This window comes from Sphingobacterium sp. Ag1 (assembly GCF_000988325.1).
In the GTDB taxonomy this organism is placed as follows: domain Bacteria; phylum Bacteroidota; class Bacteroidia; order Sphingobacteriales; family Sphingobacteriaceae; genus Sphingobacterium.
In genome coordinates, this window is record NZ_LBGU01000015.1 from 16,287 (window position 1) to 34,378 (window position 18,092).

The 18,092-nt window shown below is 40.0% G+C and carries 15 protein-coding genes; 8 read left to right on the forward strand and 7 right to left on the reverse strand.

Translation table 11 applies throughout. The features are described 5' to 3' along the window. The first annotated feature begins 3 nt into the window (after positions 1-3). A complete protein-coding gene (locus AAW12_RS01170) occupies positions 4-1,065 on the forward strand; it encodes an HlyD family secretion protein (RefSeq protein WP_046671798.1) in 1,062 nt (353 codons plus the stop codon). A gap of 2 nt (positions 1,066-1,067) precedes the next feature. Then, positions 1,068-2,612, forward strand: coding sequence for an MFS transporter (locus AAW12_RS01175; protein WP_046671799.1), 1,545 nt, complete (start codon positions 1,068-1,070; stop codon positions 2,610-2,612). Here the strand turns inward: AAW12_RS01175 and AAW12_RS01180 are convergent, their stop codons facing one another. Further along, complete coding sequence (locus AAW12_RS01180) at positions 2,613-3,362, reverse strand: class I SAM-dependent methyltransferase (RefSeq protein ID WP_046671800.1); 750 nt, start codon at positions 3,360-3,362, stop codon at positions 2,613-2,615. A 17-nt stretch (positions 3,363-3,379) separates the two neighbouring features. Next, complete coding sequence (gene radC, locus AAW12_RS01185) at positions 3,380-4,078, reverse strand: RadC family protein (protein WP_046671801.1); 699 nt, start codon at positions 4,076-4,078, stop codon at positions 3,380-3,382. Positions 4,079-4,243: 165 nt separating this feature from the next. Between radC and AAW12_RS01190 the strand changes: the two genes are divergently transcribed. Together AAW12_RS01190 and AAW12_RS01195 are read left to right on the forward strand one after the other, a co-directional pair. Continuing rightward, the gene (locus AAW12_RS01190; protein WP_046671802.1) at positions 4,244-4,702 is read left to right on the forward strand and encodes a peptidylprolyl isomerase; all 459 of its coding nucleotides are present in this window, start codon (positions 4,244-4,246) and stop codon (positions 4,700-4,702) included. Between the two features lie 26 nt (positions 4,703-4,728). Continuing rightward, complete coding sequence (locus AAW12_RS01195) at positions 4,729-5,133, forward strand: DUF5606 domain-containing protein (protein WP_046671803.1); 405 nt, start codon at positions 4,729-4,731, stop codon at positions 5,131-5,133. Between the two features lie 82 nt (positions 5,134-5,215). Here AAW12_RS01195 and AAW12_RS01200 read toward each other — a convergent pair whose 3' ends face one another. The 5 genes from AAW12_RS01200 to guaB all read right to left on the reverse strand — a co-directional run bounded on the left by AAW12_RS01200 (position 5,216) and on the right by guaB (position 12,592). Next, positions 5,216-6,148 carry a hypothetical protein gene (locus tag AAW12_RS01200; protein WP_046671804.1) on the reverse strand — a complete coding sequence of 311 codons (933 nt, stop codon included), beginning with the start codon at positions 6,146-6,148 and terminating at the stop codon, positions 5,216-5,218. A gap of 127 nt (positions 6,149-6,275) precedes the next feature. Continuing rightward, the gene (murA, locus tag AAW12_RS01205; RefSeq protein ID WP_046671805.1) at positions 6,276-7,601 is read right to left on the reverse strand and encodes a UDP-N-acetylglucosamine 1-carboxyvinyltransferase; all 1,326 of its coding nucleotides are present in this window, start codon (positions 7,599-7,601) and stop codon (positions 6,276-6,278) included. Between the two features lie 211 nt (positions 7,602-7,812). Beyond that, positions 7,813-8,640, reverse strand: coding sequence for a DUF4290 domain-containing protein (locus AAW12_RS01210; RefSeq protein WP_046671806.1), 828 nt, complete (start codon positions 8,638-8,640; stop codon positions 7,813-7,815). A 53-nt stretch (positions 8,641-8,693) separates the two neighbouring features. Further along, on the reverse strand, positions 8,694-10,973 hold the full coding sequence (locus AAW12_RS01215; protein WP_046671807.1) for an ATP-dependent helicase: 2,280 nt from the start codon (positions 10,971-10,973) through the stop codon (positions 8,694-8,696). A 143-nt stretch (positions 10,974-11,116) separates the two neighbouring features. After that, positions 11,117-12,592, reverse strand: a complete 1,476-nt coding sequence (guaB, locus tag AAW12_RS01220) for an IMP dehydrogenase (RefSeq protein ID WP_046671808.1) — start codon at positions 12,590-12,592, stop codon at positions 11,117-11,119. Positions 12,593-12,817: 225 nt separating this feature from the next. On the opposite strand from guaB, the gene AAW12_RS01225 reads away from it, so the two are divergent. The 4 genes from AAW12_RS01225 (at position 12,818) to AAW12_RS01240 (ending at position 18,092) form a co-directional block, all read left to right on the forward strand. Next, positions 12,818-13,291, forward strand: a complete 474-nt coding sequence (locus tag AAW12_RS01225) for a hypothetical protein (RefSeq protein WP_046671809.1) — start codon at positions 12,818-12,820, stop codon at positions 13,289-13,291. A 259-nt stretch (positions 13,292-13,550) separates the two neighbouring features. Then, positions 13,551-16,532: a protein translocase subunit SecDF gene (secDF, locus tag AAW12_RS01230; protein WP_046671810.1), complete on the forward strand. Its 2,982-nt coding sequence runs from the start codon at positions 13,551-13,553 to the stop codon at positions 16,530-16,532. A gap of 115 nt (positions 16,533-16,647) precedes the next feature. Continuing rightward, positions 16,648-17,085, forward strand: a complete 438-nt coding sequence (locus AAW12_RS01235; RefSeq protein WP_046671811.1) for a MarR family winged helix-turn-helix transcriptional regulator — start codon at positions 16,648-16,650, stop codon at positions 17,083-17,085. 2 nt (positions 17,086-17,087) lie between these two features. Further along, entirely contained in the window at positions 17,088-18,092 is a 1,005-nt protein-coding gene (locus AAW12_RS01240) for an NAD(P)/FAD-dependent oxidoreductase (RefSeq protein ID WP_046671812.1), read from the forward strand.

Here is an 18,092-nt window from a genome sequence, read left to right on the forward strand (position 1 = left end):
GTCATGAGTAATTCAACATTAAGTGAGAAAGAGATAAAGCGAAGGCGGAAAATATGGGTCATCAATATCCTATCTGCAGTCGTCATTGTGGTTACCATTATATGGGGTATCCTAGTCTTTTTCCACATCAACGAATCTGTTTATACAGATGATGCCCAAGTAGACGCCCATATTACTCCTATAAATTCGCGTATCAGCGGTTATATCAAAACAGTTCGATTTGATGAGCATCAAAAAGTCCACAAAGGCGATACACTCGTCATTATTGATGATGCGGAGTACAGAATTTTATTACAAAATGCGCTAGCCACGCTAGCCGATGCCAAAGCCAGTAAAACAATATCTCAATCTGGAATTGCCATTGCCAGCAATAGCACGACGATAGCAAATGCCAATATTGATGAGATGAAAGCCCGGCTAGATAATATGGAATTGAATTATAAGCGTTACGAGAGTCTGGTGAAAGATGAAGCAGTAACACAATATCAATTCGATCAGGTAAAAGCAGATTATGAGGCCATGTTGGCCAAATATAAAGCACTTTTGGCACAAGAGCGTGTGTCCAAACTCAATACACATGAGTCTGAACAGAAGCTTTCAGTCAATGATGCCGCATTGCTAAAGGCCGAATCTGCGATTGATCTTGCCAAATTAAACCTTTCGTATACGGTTATCACTGCGCCTTATGATGGTGTATTAGGACGGCGGACGATAGAAGAGGGCCAATTGGTGCAAAATGGTACACCATTGGTCAATATTGTCCGTGATGAGCAGAAATGGATAACCGCAAATTATACCGAAAGTCAATTAAAAAATATCGCCCTCGGGGCAAAAGTCAAGATTGAAATTGATGCATTGGCTGGGAAGACATTCGAAGGTGAAGTAGCCGCCATATCCGAAGCAACAGGATCTAAGTATTCTGCAGTTCCAGTAGACAACTCCACGGGAAACTTTGTCAAGGTGCAACAGCGCATTCCGGTTAGAATTAATTTTACGGCATCCAATACTCCAAAAGATCTCGCCCTGCTTCGCGTAGGTATGAATGCCATCATACGTGTTAGATAATCATGAAAGATCGTATATTCAGAGATTGGTTGGGTTCAGGATGGGAATTATTCTTCCTATTTGTGCTCAATATTATATTTTCCTTCAATAATGGCATCCCAACGTCCATTAACACGTATGTCATGAATGGATACGCCGGTATCACTGCAGATCTGAGTATGGCTACATATTGTTACTATGCTGGGATGGTATGTGCCATACCGCTGGTATTTAGGCTATTGAAATTATTTTCCAAAAAGACGATATTAATCGTTTCCATCTTCATTATCCTCGCTTCCAATGCGATTTTGGAACATGCCAATAATGGTGTCAACATCTGTATGGCTACATTTTTTATCGGAAGTGCCAAGATCATCGTTACGATGGCGATCATTGGGGAAATGATCCCTTTTCTTATGCCGCGTGGAGAACGCTATCAATTATATGCGGTCTACTATCCCATGACAATGATCATTCCAGCCTTGGCGAGCTATGTATCTGTTCTATTTGCAACACATTTCTATTGGGAAACTGTCTTTCTATTTCAAAATATATTACTGGCGGTAGCGTTGTTAATCTGCATTATCTGTATGAAATCGTCAGATTTTAAAAAGGTCCCACTGTATCAATATGACTGGTTTGGAAGTATTTTACTTTGTATTTCCTTATTGAATTTTGCTTATTTCAGCACATACGGCCTGACACAAAATTGGTTTCATTCCAAATTTATTTTGGTCACCGGAATTGCATCACTCTGTTTTTTCATACTCTTTATAAACAGAAGTGCATTAATCCGAAAATCACTCTTAAATTTTGAAGCCTTTTCAACACGGATTCTACCGATCTCCATTGGAACAATTTTTATTTTTGGCATTTTTTATAGCTCAACTTCGCTGTACTCCTCTCTTTTAGGAATTACGCTTGGTACAAATCCTTTGGAAGTCGCCGAAATAAATACCTATGTGATCCCTGGTTATATGATTGGCGCAGTAATCGCTTATGTATATTTCAAAATAACAAAGAAATGCAAGTTTATTTTGGCATTCTCGGCGGCCTGCTATGCCCTATCTTGTTTTTTCTTTGCAAGGATTATCGATCAACAGACAAACACGGCTTTATTCTATCTCCCGTTGACATTAAGAGGAATGGGGGTGATCACCTCTTACATTGGAATAGGCGTATATATGGCCGGCAATATCCCCAGCAAATATTACCTTTCTGGCTTAGTATTTTTAATTCTTACACGTTCATTTTTGGTCCCTGTAGTCTGGTCAAACGTCATTGCCAATTGGTATTACCACCTACAGGTTACTCACGCCAATAACCTTGCTGGTATAATCGATAAAACAAATAGCTTGGTATTCCAAAGAGTGAATATAATGAAATCGGTGCAGGTCCAAGCCTCGCTGCTATCCTTACGCGACACCTATACCGGGCTTTTTATTATTGGGGTAATCCTAACGTTGTTCATCTTAATCTTCCCGTTTCATTCTTCTCCTATACGAAGAGTTTTCGACTGGAAGAGAAAAAATGCGACGAAAGAAGCTTTGCAAATTCCGATTTCTTAGTTAACTAATATAAATTTCGGTAATATACTTGAATACGATACGCTCAGAGATTGCGTACTTCTCGAAAAGGGTATGGAGATCGTCATAGAGCGTTTTGTTTTCAGCTTGCTCTTTTGGAAAATAGGATGATGAACGTACTCTTCCCAAGAATGACCGAAGATCCAATATCTGTTGATTCGGCAAGGTTATTTTGGTCATTGGACGTAACCCAAAAAATTGTTTGAGATCATCATCACTGATGTTTTTGTGACTGACAGATTGATAACTTGGTATATGACTGAGCAGAAAATCTTCATATTCCTGTTGAAAAGCGTCGTCCGGATCACGCTGGTTCCAGACCAACACAATATGTCCATTTTCGGTGAGGATCCGAGCGAACTCCCTTTTACATGCATTCCGGTCAAACCAATGAAAGGATTGGCCGGCAAAAATAAGATCGACACAGCCAGACTCAATGGATGTATTTTCGGCGGTGGCATTCAGCGCGATTAAATTCCGATAGGTTTTAAAATGATGCAGCAAAGATTCACGCATTTCCCGGTTGGGTTCAACGGCAAAAACGTCATTTCCATTTTCGAGAAAAAGTTGCGTAGATAACCCTGTGCCACTACCGATATCGGCAACCAGCCACTTTTTATCCAGCCCTATCTGTTCTTTAAGCACCTGAATAATCTCTTTTGGATAACAAGGTCTAAATTTCTCATAATCGACAACCCTGTCTGTGAATCTATCAATACTGTTTTTGTTCATACTAAGAATTGCTGTAACTAGTCGATTATCCCTTCATCTTTAAAACTATAATAACCGTTATCGGTAAAGATTAAATGATCGGCAACTCTAATATCCATAATTTTAGAGGCTTCAACAATTTTTTGCGTCAGAATTTTGTCAGCATTGCTGGGATATAAGGTGCCCGAGGGATGGTTATGAACTAATATAATAGCATGTGCTTTAAGGCTTAGTGCGGATCGTAATATAATCCGAACATCGACCGGCGTAAAGTCATTACCCCCACGGCCGATGAGCTGTTTGTCCAATATTTTATACCCCGTGTTCAAATACAGGGTCCAAAACTCTTCATGGGGCAGATCCTGCAGGATGGGTTTCATCAAGTTGTAAACGAAACGGCTACTATTTACGAGCTTACGTTCTTCTGCGGGCTGGTCGTTTTTGCGGCGGGCAAGCTCCAATGCCGCAAGAATGGCAATGGCTTTTGCTTCGCCTATCCCTTTATATAGGCTGAGTTCCGAGACTTCCATCATCGAAAGGGTGTGCAGGTTATTTTTGACATCGGCCAATATGCGCCGGCATAGTTCGACAGCACTTTCATTTTTAGATCCCGAGCCGATCAGGATAGCCAATAGTTCTGCATCGGTAAGCGCTCTACGTCCCTGGCTTAATAGCTTCTCTCTCGGACGGTCGGCCTCTGCCCACTCCCGAATGACTAATTTGTACGGATTTGACATCTACAGTTAATTATAATTGGCTAGCGTACATAAATATACAAAAAAAACAGTTACTTAATATCCTGAGAAATACACAATCTATCAATTAAAAAAAATTGGCCATCGGGATTTACTTCACATTTCACTCTGAAACGTTATCTTTGTATTTCATAAAAATTTTTGAATATGAGTAAAGCAATTATTAAAACAGAAAAAGGCGACATGACTGTGGAGTTCTACACAGCCGATGCTCCAAATACAGTAGCCAATTTTATCAAACTTGCTAAATCAGGATATTATGATGGACTAGCGTTTCACCGTGTGATCCCTGATTTCGTTATTCAAGGTGGATGTCCAAATTCACGTGAAGGTGCTGCTGGAATCCCTGGAACAGGTGGCCCTGGTTATAAAATTGACTGTGAATTAACAGGTGAAAACCAATACCACGACAGAGGTGTATTGTCTATGGCTCATGCAGGCCGTAATACAGGTGGTTCTCAATTTTTCATCTGTCATAGCCGCAACAACACTGCGCATTTAGATCGTAACCATACTTGTTTTGGAAAAGTAATCGAAAACGTAGACATCGTTGACGATATCAGACAAGGTGACCGTATTTTATCAATTGAAGTTATCGAAGATTAATTCTTGGAGATTTAAATAGTATTAAAATGAATTTAAGAGCATTAGTATCCGTAACTGGTAAACCAGGATTGTTCAAATTGGTTGGACAAAATAAAGGTGGTTTTATTTTAGAAACCCTCGATCAGGCAAAAATTAAAACTGTAGTAAGTTTATCTTCTACGAAAATGGCGACTTTGGAAGATATCACCATCTATGGTGAAGAAGAAGAAATTCGTCTATTGAATATTTTTGAAACAATCAAGGAGAAAGGCATCGCTTTACCGGATACAAAATCTGATGGCGCTACATTAAGAGAATTCTTCCGTGAGGTAGCTCCTGGCCATGATGAATCACGTGTTTATTCTTCGGATATTAAAAAGGTTATCACATGGTACAACATTATCAAGGAATTTCCTTTATTTGAAGAAGAAGCACCAGCTCCTTTAATGTAAACTTTTACATATCGCCCAAATAAAAAAGGAGTTGATCAGATGATCAACTCCTTTTTTATGGTGTTTCCTTTTTTGGGGTTCTCTAATGAAACACCACATCAAATACACTCTTTTCGATGTTGTTTTGATCCTTGGCCCCATCAAGCTTAACATGTGCTTTTGTTACCTCAAATTCTTTGGGTTCAAATTGCTTTTCGACAACAGCAGTGGTCGTAAAGCGCAATAGGGAATTTTCATCCGCGTTGAGATAGGCATCAATTTCAAGAATTCCTTCGTTTTCGTCAAACACATAAGGATGTAGCAAATTGATTCCTTTCGGAATCCGTGGACTCTTCCAAACGACAAATTTAGGGAGCGCCTTATCCATTGTATCAATTTTATTGTAAATAGCCTGCTGACAGGTAATTCCGGCAATTACTTTTGTTTTCCCGGTCTTATCAATCATATACTCTTTAGGATTTATGCGTATCTGCACTTTCGCCAATCCATTAAGTTTCCCTTCCGGATAGTTCACTCCTACATGGATAGCCTCATTGCCACTATTTGCAATAAAAACCTCGCCTGAACCTTTGTTATAATTTACATAATTTTCCAATCGGTACGTCAGCCCCTCCGCATTAGATTTTGCCTGTTGTTGATCAAATTTAATTTCCATTTTGCGTAAAGGAACAAGCATCAGCTCCATACGCTGCAGGGGATGTTCAATATCAAAGTTATGTTTCTTCATATGTTCAGCTTGAGGTAGTGCGGATATGGCTTTCCACAATGCAGCAGGTGAACTGTCTTTGGTCAGATTCATCAACTTGATTAGTTCAGCAAAAGGCATATTGGGAAAAGTAACTTTTTGTACGATTACCGCAGCATTGATCCGTTTAGCAGAGCGGATGTCAGTTGTTGTATTTGATTCTTCATGTAGCTTAACCTCTTTAGGTGTAGAGGATTGACAATTGTGAAAAAGAAGCACTATGCCTAATAACGGGAAAACTAAGGCGTACTTTTTTAGATATTTTTCCATATCTATAGCTGTTTAAATGTAGTATAGACAAATTTACCTTATTTGACGCAGATATCACAGAAAAGCCCCGGAATTTATATCCGGGGCTTTTATTATCTTGTGCTAGCAGACAGGCTAGTTGTTATACTTAGTGTCCTTTTGGTTCGGCATCGATACGTTTAATATCTGCTCCTAATTTACGCAAGCGCTCTTCGATATCTTGATAGCCACGCTCTATCTGTTCGATATTGTGGATCACCGATTTTCCTTTGGCAGATAGCGCTGCAATTAATAAAGACACGCCGGCACGAATATCTGGCGAAGTCATTTCAATACCTCTTAGGTGGTGTGATTTATTCAGTCCAATAACGGTTGCACGGTGTGGATCGCACAAAATGATCTGGGCGCCCATATCAATCAATTTGTCGACGAAAAACAAACGGCTCTCGAACATTTTTTGGTGGATCAATACATTTCCTTTTGCCTGAGTCGCCACAACAAGTACGATACTTAATAAATCGGGTGTAAAACCTGGCCAAGGTGCATCCGAAATCGTCAGGATAGACCCATCGATAAATGTATCGATTTCATAAGATTCTTGCGCCGGGATAAAAATATCATCACCACGTAATTCAAACTTGATACCTAAGCGTGAAAATACAGATGGAATAACACCCAGTTCTTCGAAACAGACATCCTTAATGGTAATTTCTGAACCGGTCATTGCTGCAAGTCCGATGAAAGAACCTATTTCAATCATATCAGGCAACATCCGGTGTGAAGTTCCGCCAAGGCGCTCTACCCCTTCGATAGTCAACAAATTAGATCCAATACCGGATATTTTTGCTCCCATGCGATTCAACATCTTACATAGTTGTTGCAAATAGGGCTCACAGGCAGCATTGTATATCGTTGTTGTCCCTTTTGCCAATACAGCAGCCATCACGATATTCGCGGTACCCGTCACAGAAGCTTCGTCCAAAAGGATATAACTTCCCTTTAACTCTGTCGCGTCAACGTTAAAAAAATGGGTAGTCGCATCGTATACAAACTTAGCACCCAATTTTTCAAAGCCTAAAAAGTGTGTATCCAATCGTCTACGTCCGATTTTATCCCCCCCAGGTTTCGGAATAGCGGCCTTTCCAAATCGGGCCAACAAAGGGCCGACAATCATGATCGAGCCGCGCAATCCGCCGCCTTTTTCTTTAAATTCAGGTGACTGGAAATAGTCTATATTTATGTCTTTAGCCTCAAAAACGTATGTGTCCTTATCTATGCGATTAATTTTAACACCTAAAGCAGCCAATAGATCGATCAACTTATTGACATCCTTAATATCTGGGATATTACTGATGGTCATAGGTTCTTCTGTCAGTAAAACTGCAGAAAGGATCTGTAAGGCCTCATTTTTTGCTCCTTGAGGAATAATCTCTCCCTTTAACGGTTTTCCACCGATTATTTCAAATGCGTTCATTTATATATAAGTGATATCTTCTTAGTATCAGAGCCCTGTTCTTGTATTTGCCTCGGGATATTTAGCCTTCCGTCTACTATACAAAGATGGAAGTCTCAAAGAACCATGCTAGCGATTAAAGTAGTGCGGTTCTTAAAAAAGAGAAGGCAATTGTAAAGAAATCTGTTAATCACTTCGCAATTGCCTGCTTCTTTAAACAAATCTTTAAGAACTAGCCCCGTTTATTATTATAATTACCCTGAGGTTTTCTGTTTCTGTTATTGTTGTTATTACTTCCGTAATTATTATTGTTATTGTTGTCCCTTCCGTAGCTGTTGTTGTTGCTTCCGTAATTATTGCGCTTCGTATTATTGTTATTGTTACTTGCCATACGAGGCTTGCCTCCCCCCTTCGATTGGTGACCGGAATTATTGTTATTGCTATTGTTATTATTTCCGCCAGAATTACTGTTAGCCGGACCTTTAACGCGATTTCCCGGAGGCGGGGTTTTAAAGTCAAGCTTGGTCAATACCGTACCTTCTGGTAAGGTTAATTGATAACCTGATAACTCTTTTAGATCCTGAATGATCAACTCGTCTGAAACAGAATCCTTATTCCAGGTCAGGTAAGCCATTTTCATAAAATTGGCGATACCGATGACCATCTGCTCTCTTTTGGCTTCATCATTGGCCAATAACGCTTTTTCAATCATTTTCTCTACGGTAAAACCATAGTGCTTGAATCTAATGGAATGCTGCGGGTAGCCTAGGTGCTCAACTTCGTGTTTCACGCTTTTCGCTGTAGCAATTGGATAAGGCGAATCGATATCCAATTTAAAATCAGAAATAATCTGTAGGTGATCCCACAGTTTATGTTTAAAATCAGACACATCTCTCAAATGCGGGTTCAATACCCCCATCATATCGATTACAATCTGTGCATGTTTATTTCTTTCTTCCTTTGTGGGTAAAGTACAGATGTAATCTACCATATTTTGCACATTGCGACCATATTCTGCAAGGATCAATTTTGGTCTAGTGCTGTTGTAGTCAAAGTTCATATAGCTAATATAAGTACCTAATTAAACGAACAAGATATCGTTTTGGTATTTTATTATTGAATTATTCTAAGTTTTGCAAATTTAAGCAACAATTGTTTCTGTCCCAACTCCTTAAAGAAAATAGTTGCTTTTATATCTCCTTTGTTTCCTTCGAGATTAACAACTTTACCAAATCCAAAGCGTTCATGTTCAACTTCCATGCCGACCTGAAGATTTGATGTATCTGAAGGAGCAAAACCCGCAGTAGGTTTGTGGGCTTTCGGCAGTATCGATGTCGTTTTAACCATAGGCTTAGGCTTAGGTTTAGAAAACGTATCATCACTGTCCTTTTGCTGCCATGCAATTCGTTCGCCTTGAAAACTTCCGGCTGAGGCAGAAGTTTGTCGTGGTTTAAAATCCAATGCAAGACATGCCGGATTCAATTCATCCAAGAAGCGACTGGGTTCGCAATTATTCAGCGTTCCCCAACGATATCGCGAAGTAGCATACGAAAGTAGTAATTTTTTTTCAGCTCTCGTAACGGCAACATAAAAAAGTCTTCGTTCCTCTTCCAGTTCCGACCTGGAATTCAACGACAACTGGGAAGGAAATAGGTTTTCTTCTAAGCCTACAATAAAAACAATCGGAAATTCCAAGCCTTTGGAAGAGTGGATGGTCATCAATGATACAGTATCCGCATTTGGATCTTTATCATTATCGTCGTTTGTCAACAGGGCGATATCCTGCATATAGACATCAAGTCCACGTTCTTCGATATCTTCCCGTTCCGAAAATTCCTTGATACCATTGAGGAGTTCCTGGATATTTTCGTAACGTGCCAACCCCTCTACCGATTTGTCTTCGTACAATTCTTTCAGAATACCGCAGTGCTGCGCAATATGCATTGCGGTATCAAATGCGTTATTGTTTTTGGCCAGGGCCTGAAAACTCTGTATCATCTGTGCAAAACCACCGACAGACGTTGCGCTACGCCCGTCTAGAAACTGGGCTGCATTTGCAACAACATCCCATATACGGTACTGATTCTGATCTGCAGCGATCATGATCTTCTCGATTGTCGTATCCCCTATCCCTCTACGCGGGTAATTGATCACACGCTTGAGTGCTTCCTCATCATTCGGGTTGAAGGTTAGTCTGAAATACGCGATCAGATCTTTAATTTCTTTCCGTTGATAGAAAGAAGTACCACCATAAATTTTATAAGGGATATTGATTTTGCGTAAGGCCTCCTCCATAGCCCTGGACTGGGCATTGGTACGATACAGAATAGCAAAATCCTTATAATTAAGCCCTTTTAACGATTTCTCTTCAATGATTTGGTCGGCCACGATCTTACCTTCCTCATTGTCCGAGAAAGCACGTGAAACCCTGATTTTTTCGCCCTCTTCATTATCCGAGAAAACATTTTTCTCCAATTGATTCTGATTATTGGCAATCACCGAATTGGCCGCATTCACGATCATCTTCGTAGATCGATAATTCTGCTCCAGTTTAAAGATCTTCACATCCGGATAATCCTTTTGGAAATTGAGGATATTCTGAATATTTGCCCCACGAAATGCATAGATAGACTGTGCGTCATCCCCAACCACACAGATATTTTCATTGACGGCTGCCAGGCGTTTGACAATAAGGTATTGCGAGAAGTTGGTATCCTGGTACTCATCGACCATTAGGTACCGAAATTGATGCTGGTACTTATGCAGTACCTCTGGATGTTTATTTAACAAGACATTTGTTTTAAACAACAGATCGTCGAAATCCATTGCCCCTGCACGGTAACAGCGCTGTGCATAGGTCATATAAATCTGTCCCAGTTGACCACGTCCATTGGAAATATCTTCGGCCAAAATCGCTTCATTCTTATTATATTCCTGCGGTGAGATCAGGTTGTTTTTTGCCTGTGAAATACGTCCGTACACATGATTGACATTATACAGCTTATCATCGAGATTCATTTCCTTTAAAATGGCACGTAATAAACTTTTGGTATCGTCGGTATCGTAGATGGTAAAGTTCCTGGGATATCCGATCAGTTCAGCTTCTACACGGAGTATTTTTGCAAATACCGAGTGGAATGTTCCCATCCAAATATTTTTCGCTTCGCTCCCAACAACAGAAACGATACGCGCGCGCATCTCTTTAGCTGCCTTGTTGGTAAATGTCAATACCAAGATATTGAATGGATCAACACCTTTTTGAATCAAGTGTGCGACACGATAGGTAATGACCCGTGTTTTTCCTGAACCAGCTCCCGCAACAATCATCACAGGACCTTCTGTTTGCTCTACGGCTCCTCGTTGTGAAGGGTTTAAACCCGCTAAATAATCCAAATTAACTCCTTAAATTTTAAAACCTGAGAATAGGGTATAAAAGTACAAATTTCCTGTTGATCACTGAGGCTATTTTGCTAATATTTTTACACAAAAAAAACCGACAATCAAGATTATCGGTTTTTATATGCTCCAAGCAATATCTAGCCTCTGCTGTTATAATTTGGTGCTTCTTTCGTAATGGAAATATTATGTGGATGGGACTCTCTCAGCCCTGCTCCTGTAATACGGACAAATTGTGCTTCCTGTAACCTTTCGATTGTAGCAGCACCACAGTAGCCCATAGAAGCGCGTAATCCGCCAATGTATTGATAAACAACCTCAGCCAATGTACCTTTATATGGAACACGTCCCACAATACCTTCAGGAACCAATTTTTTGATATCATCTTCTACGTCTTGGAAATAACGATCTTTAGATCCTTTTTCCATGGCTTCGATCGAACCCATACCGCGGTAAGATTTAAACTTACGTCCTTCGTAGATAATTGTTTCGCCTGGAGCTTCTTCTACGCCAGCGAACAAAGAACCAGCCATAATTGTGCTTGCTCCAGCTGCGATTGCTTTTGCAATATCACCTGTCTGTTTGATACCTCCATCTGCGATCAAGGGCACACCAGTTCCTTTAAGGGCTTTGGCAACTTCATATACGGCATAAAGCTGAGGAACACCGACACCAGCAATAATACGGGTTGTACAGATAGAGCCCGGTCCGATACCTACTTTTACAGCATCAGCACCTGCCTCAGCCAAAGCTGTTGCTGCTGCACCTGTCGCAATATTTCCAACGATTACCTGCAGCTCAGGGAAATGAGATTTCACCAATTTCAACTTATCGATTACTCCTTTAGAATGCCCATGTGCCGTATCGATTGTAACCACATCCACACCTGCTTTCACCAAAGCCTCTACGCGGTCAAGGGTATCGGGTGTAACGCCTACTGCAGCACCCACCAATAAACGGCCATGGCTATCTTTGGCCGCATTGGGGTAATGCTTATATTTTTGTATATCTTTAAAGGTAATCAAGCCTTTCAAAATACCTTCTTCATTGACTACTGGAAGTTTTTCGATTTTTTCGTTTTGAAGAATTTCTTCCGCTTTCACCAAATCCGTTCCTTCAGGAGCAACCACAAGATTTTCCTTGGTCATCAATTCATTGATGGGACGGCTCATATCTTTTTGGAAACGAAGATCACGATTCGTTACAATACCGACCAATTGGCCCCTTTCGTTAACAACAGGAATTCCACCAATCTTGTGCTCCTTCATAATATTGAAGGCATCACCCACCGTTGCTGTTGCCAATAACGTAACTGGATCCTGAATCATACCGCTCTCAGAGCGTTTTACTTTACGTACTTCAGCAGCTTGTTCTGCAATAGTCATGTTCTTATGTAACATACCAATACCGCCAGCTTGTGCAATCGCAATCGCCAAATCAGCACCGGTTACCGTATCCATTGCTGCAGAAACCAATGGAATATTTAATTTGATTTTTTTTGTTAGCGAAGTGCTCGTATCAACGTCACGGGGTAAAATTTCAGAATAAGCTGGAATTAATAAGACGTCGTCGTAAGTGAGACCTTCTGCTACGAATTTTTGTGGATCTAATTGCATGGCAAATATGTATTGGGTTTTCTATTTGCCAGGCAAATTTAAGAAAAATAAGCAATAATAAAAAATAAAAGATACAAATTACAATCGGAAGACAAATTAGAACCGTTATGAATTAAGCGTTCATAACGGGTAGCGCATAGGCACCATCATTTTTTGGCAAGCTATTTGCTTTTGTGTAACATGAAAAGTTATTTTAATTAATGAAAATATAAAGATAAGATAATTATGAAAAAGACATTACTCTCATTAGCTGCTGTCGCAGCATTAGCATTTGGCGCACAGGAAGTAAAAGCTCAGTCTCCACAACGTGCTGCAATCGGTGTAGTTTTCGACGGATCAATTGGAGACCTTTGGGGGATTCAATACAAACAATCTATGGGCGGCGCAAACAATGGTCAGGCGCAGGTAATGTTTGATGACCACGTCGTCGCTGTAGGTGCTGACTGGCAACATGCTAGACCGTTCCGTGGAGCTCCTGGATTAGGCTGGTATGCTGGTGTTGGTGCACAATTGACATTTGTTGACGCTGGAGATAACATTACGTATGTAGGGTTGAGACCGCAGTTGGGTCTTGAGTTTAAAATTCCATCGGCTCCTATCGGTCTTCATGCTGATTGGAAACCAAACTGGACGTTAAATCATGGTTCTGATTTTGACGCATCTACATTCTCTTTCGGTATCAAATATACATTGAGATAATATAAGCAACTAAACAGCAACAAAAGGTCCTCTCATTACTCGAGCAGGGCCTTTTTTTATAAATAAAATCAATTAATATTTCTTTTTTTCTTCAATTCTCCTATTTTTATGCTGTTGACCTAATTGGCATAAATAAAACTTTTCATTCTACAAAAATTTTATACCTTTGCCATTCTTGGTAAAATGTGATTAAACGAGAACTAATTATCAATTACATAAACAGTATTTAACATTAAAATTAATACAATTATAACAGACGATGCAAGGTAAAGGGCTGATTAAACTTTTAGTGATAGTGGTGTCATTAGCGTGTCTATACTCCCTATCATTTACTTGGGTGACCCGCAAAGTGGAGCGAGATGCTGAGAATTTTGCCAAAGGAGACTTGGCAAAAGAGAAGAGCTATCTCGACTCAATGGCAGGTGAAGTAGTGTACAATTTAGGTTTTGCAAAATACACCTATCGGGAAGCCAAAGCAAATGAACTCGCTTTGGGTTTGGATTTGAAAGGTGGTATGAACGTAACCATGGAGATCTCATTAGACGAATTGATCCGCAATTTGGCTAATAACCCTAAAGATGAGAAATTCAACAAAGCGTTGGAACAAGCAGTGGCAAAAAGTAAAACGAGTGCAAAAACAGTCGTTGCTTTATTTATGGAAGAATACAAATCCATCGGTGCGACAACGCCACTTTCAACATTCTTTTCAACAAAAGACAATGCTTCTTTAATTAAACCCGGTGATTCAGACTCAAAAGTTGAATCGTTCCTTCAAAAAGAAGCAGACAATGCCATCCAAAATTCCTACAAAGTACTCCGTACGCGTATCGACAAATTTGGCGTTGCATCTCCAAACATTCAAATTCAACAAGGTACAAACCGTATTTTGATCGAATTACCTGGTGTGAAAGATGAAAGCCGTGTTCGTAACCTATTACAAGGTTCAGCTAAATTGGAATTTTATGAAACCTATACGAATCAGGAAGTTTATCCAATATTAGAAAATATCGACAAAACTTTAGCTTCAACGTTAAAAGCTGCGCCAGCAGCTACGGCAAATGCAGCTGCAGATACAAGCAAAAAATCAGATGATTTATTATCTAACCTAACCGGTGGTAAAAAAGATGCGAAAAAAGATAGTGCTGCTGTAAACCTAGGTCAGAAGAATCCATTATTTGAAGTATTACGTCCAGCAGTTTATATGGGCGAAAATCAACAAATGGCACTTATGCCAGGTTCCATGGTTGGTATTGCTTCATTAAAAGATACGGCAAAAGTAAATGCTTATCTACAACGTCCTGAAGTAAAATCAATTCTTCCAGGAAACTTAAAGCTTTTATGGGCTGTTAAACCGGAGCAAAAAACACCTGAGCAACTATCATTATATGCAATTAAAGGATCTGGACAAGACAATGGTGCTGTATTGACAGGAGATGTGATCACTGACGCAACAGCTAACTTTGATGAGAAAAATCAACCCGTAGTTGGTATGCAAATGAACAGCGAAGGTGCTCATCAATGGAAGAAAATTACCGCAAAAGCCGCTCAAAACAGAGATGCAATTGCTATCGTTCTTGATAATGTGGTTTATTCGGCTCCTTCTGTAAACGGTGAAATTCCAAATGGTAGCTCATCGATCTCTGGATCTTTTACAGTAGAAGACACCAAAGATTTATCAAACGTATTGAAAGCAGGTCGTCTTCCAACGACTGCTAAAATTGTTGAAGAAGCTGTTGTGGGTCCTACTTTAGGTCAAGCTGCCATCGATGCCGGTGTAAACTCTGCTGTTATCGGTATTATCGTCGTAATGATTTTTATGATCGCTTACTACAATACGGCAGGTATCGTAGCAAACATCGCCGTATTATTAAACGTATTTATCATCATGGGGGTATTGGCATCTTTAAATGCTGTACTCACCTTACCGGGTATCGCGGGTATCGTATTAACAATGGGTACAGCGGTCGATGCGAACGTCTTGATTTATGAACGTATCCGTGAAGAACTGGGCTTAGGAAAATCGATCCGTCAGGCTGTTGCAGATGGTTACAAGCATGCTTTACCTTCCATCCTCGATTCACAGATCACTACCTTTTTAATTGGTATTATCCTCTTCTTATTTGGTAGCGGCCCAATTTTAGGTTTCGCAACAACATTAATGGTGGGTATCATTACTTCATTGTTTACTGCAATCTTAGTTACACGCGTTATCTTTGAATGGATGTTGGCGAAAGATTTCAAAATCAAAGTTTCTTTCCCTTGGTCTGCAAAGACCCTGCATAACGCAAACTTCAAATTCGTTCAGAAACGGAAGATCTTTTATGCGGTTTCTATCGTTGCGGTGTTAATTTCTGCGGCATCAATTTTCACAAAAGGATTCAGTTTAGGTGTGGATTTCCAAGGTGGTCGTACGTATACTGTCCGTTATGATAAACCTGTGGACTTAGAAGCTGTACGTACAAACTTGGATGATATCTTCAAGAAAACGACAGAGGTAAAAGTTTTTGGTGCATCCAATCAATTGCGTATTACAACAACTTACCATATTGAAGAAACTTCGGACGCTGCTGATAAAGAAGTATTGGACAAGTTAAACCAAGGTCTATCGAAAGTAGATGCTTCCAATAAACATGAGATTCTTTCGTCTCAAAAAGTTGGACCAAGTATCGCGACCGACATCAAATCTAGAGCAACAAGTTCCGCAATTTTCTCTATCATCATTGTTGCAGCCTACATCTTAATCCGTTTCCACAAATGGGAATATTCGGTTGGAGCAGCTATTGCAACAATTCACGATGCAATTATTTTATTGGGATTATTCTCTATTTTGGATGGTATCGTACCATTCTCATTGGATATTGACCAACACTTTGTGGCGGCGATATTAACTGTAATTGCCTATTCGGTGAATGATACAGTGGTGGTATTTGACCGTTTACGTGAATTCGTATCGAAACCAAATGCACATAATGAAGATCTTGGCGATGTCGTAAACCATGCGATCAACTCTACTTTAAGTAGAACAATCATCACATCATTGACAATCGTGTTTGTTCTCGCTGTATTGTTTATCTTTGGTGGTGAAGTTATCCGTGGATTCTCATTCGCAATCTTAATCGGTGTTATCGTAGGTACATATTCATCGATTATCTTAGCGGCACCTTCCGTATATGACTTACGTAAAGGAAAACACTTAGCAGAAGGTAATACAGCTAAAAAAGCTGAAGTCGTAAGACCATAATAGCTCATATTAATAAAATAAAAAAAGGGCGTTCGAACGAACGCCCTTTTTTATTGCATTCAAATTACTTGTCACACTAAATATTTTAAATATATTTGTTGTACTAAATATTTGTATGCTAAACGAAAAATTTGACCGCTACTCTTTCATCTTGGACCAAACGGCCAAGAAAGTAAAACAGTTCGCCCAATCTTCTTTTGCGGAGAAAGGATTTGATATTACTGTAGACCAATGGACCATCTTAAAGGCTTTATACGAAACAGATCAACTTTCGCAAAAAGAACTGGCAAAGCGCTGCGGAAAAGACCAGCCCACACTGACACGTATCGTTGATATCCTTCTTAAAAAAAATCTGGCCGAGCGGATCACCGATGAAACGGATCGTCGAAGTCTCTACCTTCATTTGACAGAAGAAGGAAAATTAAAAGTAGCATCGCTCACGCCGCTTGTTACGGAGATTCGCATGAAGGCCTGGGAAAATCTAGCAGACGAAGATTTCGAAGCTTTTACAAGGATTTTGAATACAATATATAACAACTTAAATATAGAATAGCTATGATAAATACGGATATCTGTATCATCGGAGCAGGACCTGTTGGCCTATTCGCAGTTTTTGAAGCTGGACTTTTAAAAATGCGTTGCCATTTGATTGATGTACTCCCCCAAGTGGGCGGTCAGCTTTCGGAGATCTACCCCCATAAACCTATCTACGACATTCCCGGTTATCCAAGTATCACTGCGCAGGAATTGATCGATAAACAGCTTGAACAGATTAAACCCTTTGACCCCACATTCACCTTAGGTGAGCGAGTGGAACATATAACAAAACAGGAGGATGGTTCCTTTATCGTAGAAACCAATGATCATACGATGGTCCATACAGAGGTCATTGTCATTGCCGGGGGATTAGGTTGCTTTGAACCGCGCAAGCCAGAAATCCCTAATCTTCATCTTTTTGAAGGAAAAGGGGTCGATTATATGGTTAAAGATCCCGCCAAATATCGGGATAAAAAAATCGTCATTGCCGGTGGCGGTGACTCCGCGCTCGACTGGACTTTCCATCTTGCAGATATTGCACAACAGGTCACTTTAATCCACCGAAGTGACTCCTTCAGGGGTGCCCCAGACTCGGCGGAGAAAGTATTCAAATTGGCCCAGCAGGGTAAGATCAACCTATTATTGTCTCACAATCTGACCAATATCCATGGCAATGGCTATTTGTCCCATGTTGAAACAACAAATAAAGAAAAAGAAGTCATTGCTACAGATGCAGACTATTTTATTCCTTTATATGGACTTACACCGAAGCTTGGTCCGATCGCAGATTGGGGATTAAATATCGATAAAAATGCGATAGCGGTCAATACTTTTGATTACTCGACCAATATCGAGCGGATCTATGCTATTGGGGACATCAACACCTATCCAGGTAAACTGAAACTCATCCTTTGTGGATACCATGAGGCTGCACTAATGTGCCAAAGTGCGTTCAAATTTGTGTATCCAGATCAAAAATTGACATTCAAATACACCACCGTAAACGGTATAAATACTTTCTAG

Excerpts from the sequence above, each read along its gene's own strand:
- AAW12_RS01175 (WP_046671799.1), top strand. The coding sequence starts at position 1,068 with ATGAAAGATCGTATATTCAGAGATTGGTTGGGTTCAGGATGGGAATTA.
- murA (WP_046671805.1), bottom strand. The coding sequence starts at position 7,601 with ATGAACGCATTTGAAATAATCGGTGGAAAACCGTTAAAGGGAGAGATT.
- AAW12_RS01200 (WP_046671804.1), bottom strand. The coding sequence starts at position 6,148 with ATGGAAAAATATCTAAAAAAGTACGCCTTAGTTTTCCCGTTATTAGGC.
- AAW12_RS01235 (WP_046671811.1), top strand. The coding sequence starts at position 16,648 with ATGCTAAACGAAAAATTTGACCGCTACTCTTTCATCTTGGACCAAACG.
- AAW12_RS01170 (WP_046671798.1), top strand. The coding sequence starts at position 4 with ATGAGTAATTCAACATTAAGTGAGAAAGAGATAAAGCGAAGGCGGAAA.
- AAW12_RS01195 (WP_046671803.1), top strand. The coding sequence starts at position 4,729 with ATGAATTTAAGAGCATTAGTATCCGTAACTGGTAAACCAGGATTGTTC.
- AAW12_RS01240 (WP_046671812.1), top strand. The coding sequence starts at position 17,088 with ATGATAAATACGGATATCTGTATCATCGGAGCAGGACCTGTTGGCCTA.
- secDF (WP_046671810.1), top strand. The coding sequence starts at position 13,551 with ATGCAAGGTAAAGGGCTGATTAAACTTTTAGTGATAGTGGTGTCATTA.
- radC (WP_046671801.1), bottom strand. The coding sequence starts at position 4,078 with ATGTCAAATCCGTACAAATTAGTCATTCGGGAGTGGGCAGAGGCCGAC.
- AAW12_RS01180 (WP_046671800.1), bottom strand. The coding sequence starts at position 3,362 with ATGAACAAAAACAGTATTGATAGATTCACAGACAGGGTTGTCGATTAT.
- AAW12_RS01225 (WP_046671809.1), top strand. The coding sequence starts at position 12,818 with ATGAAAAAGACATTACTCTCATTAGCTGCTGTCGCAGCATTAGCATTT.
- guaB (WP_046671808.1), bottom strand. The coding sequence starts at position 12,592 with ATGCAATTAGATCCACAAAAATTCGTAGCAGAAGGTCTCACTTACGAC.
- AAW12_RS01190 (WP_046671802.1), top strand. The coding sequence starts at position 4,244 with ATGAGTAAAGCAATTATTAAAACAGAAAAAGGCGACATGACTGTGGAG.
- AAW12_RS01210 (WP_046671806.1), bottom strand. The coding sequence starts at position 8,640 with ATGAACTTTGACTACAACAGCACTAGACCAAAATTGATCCTTGCAGAA.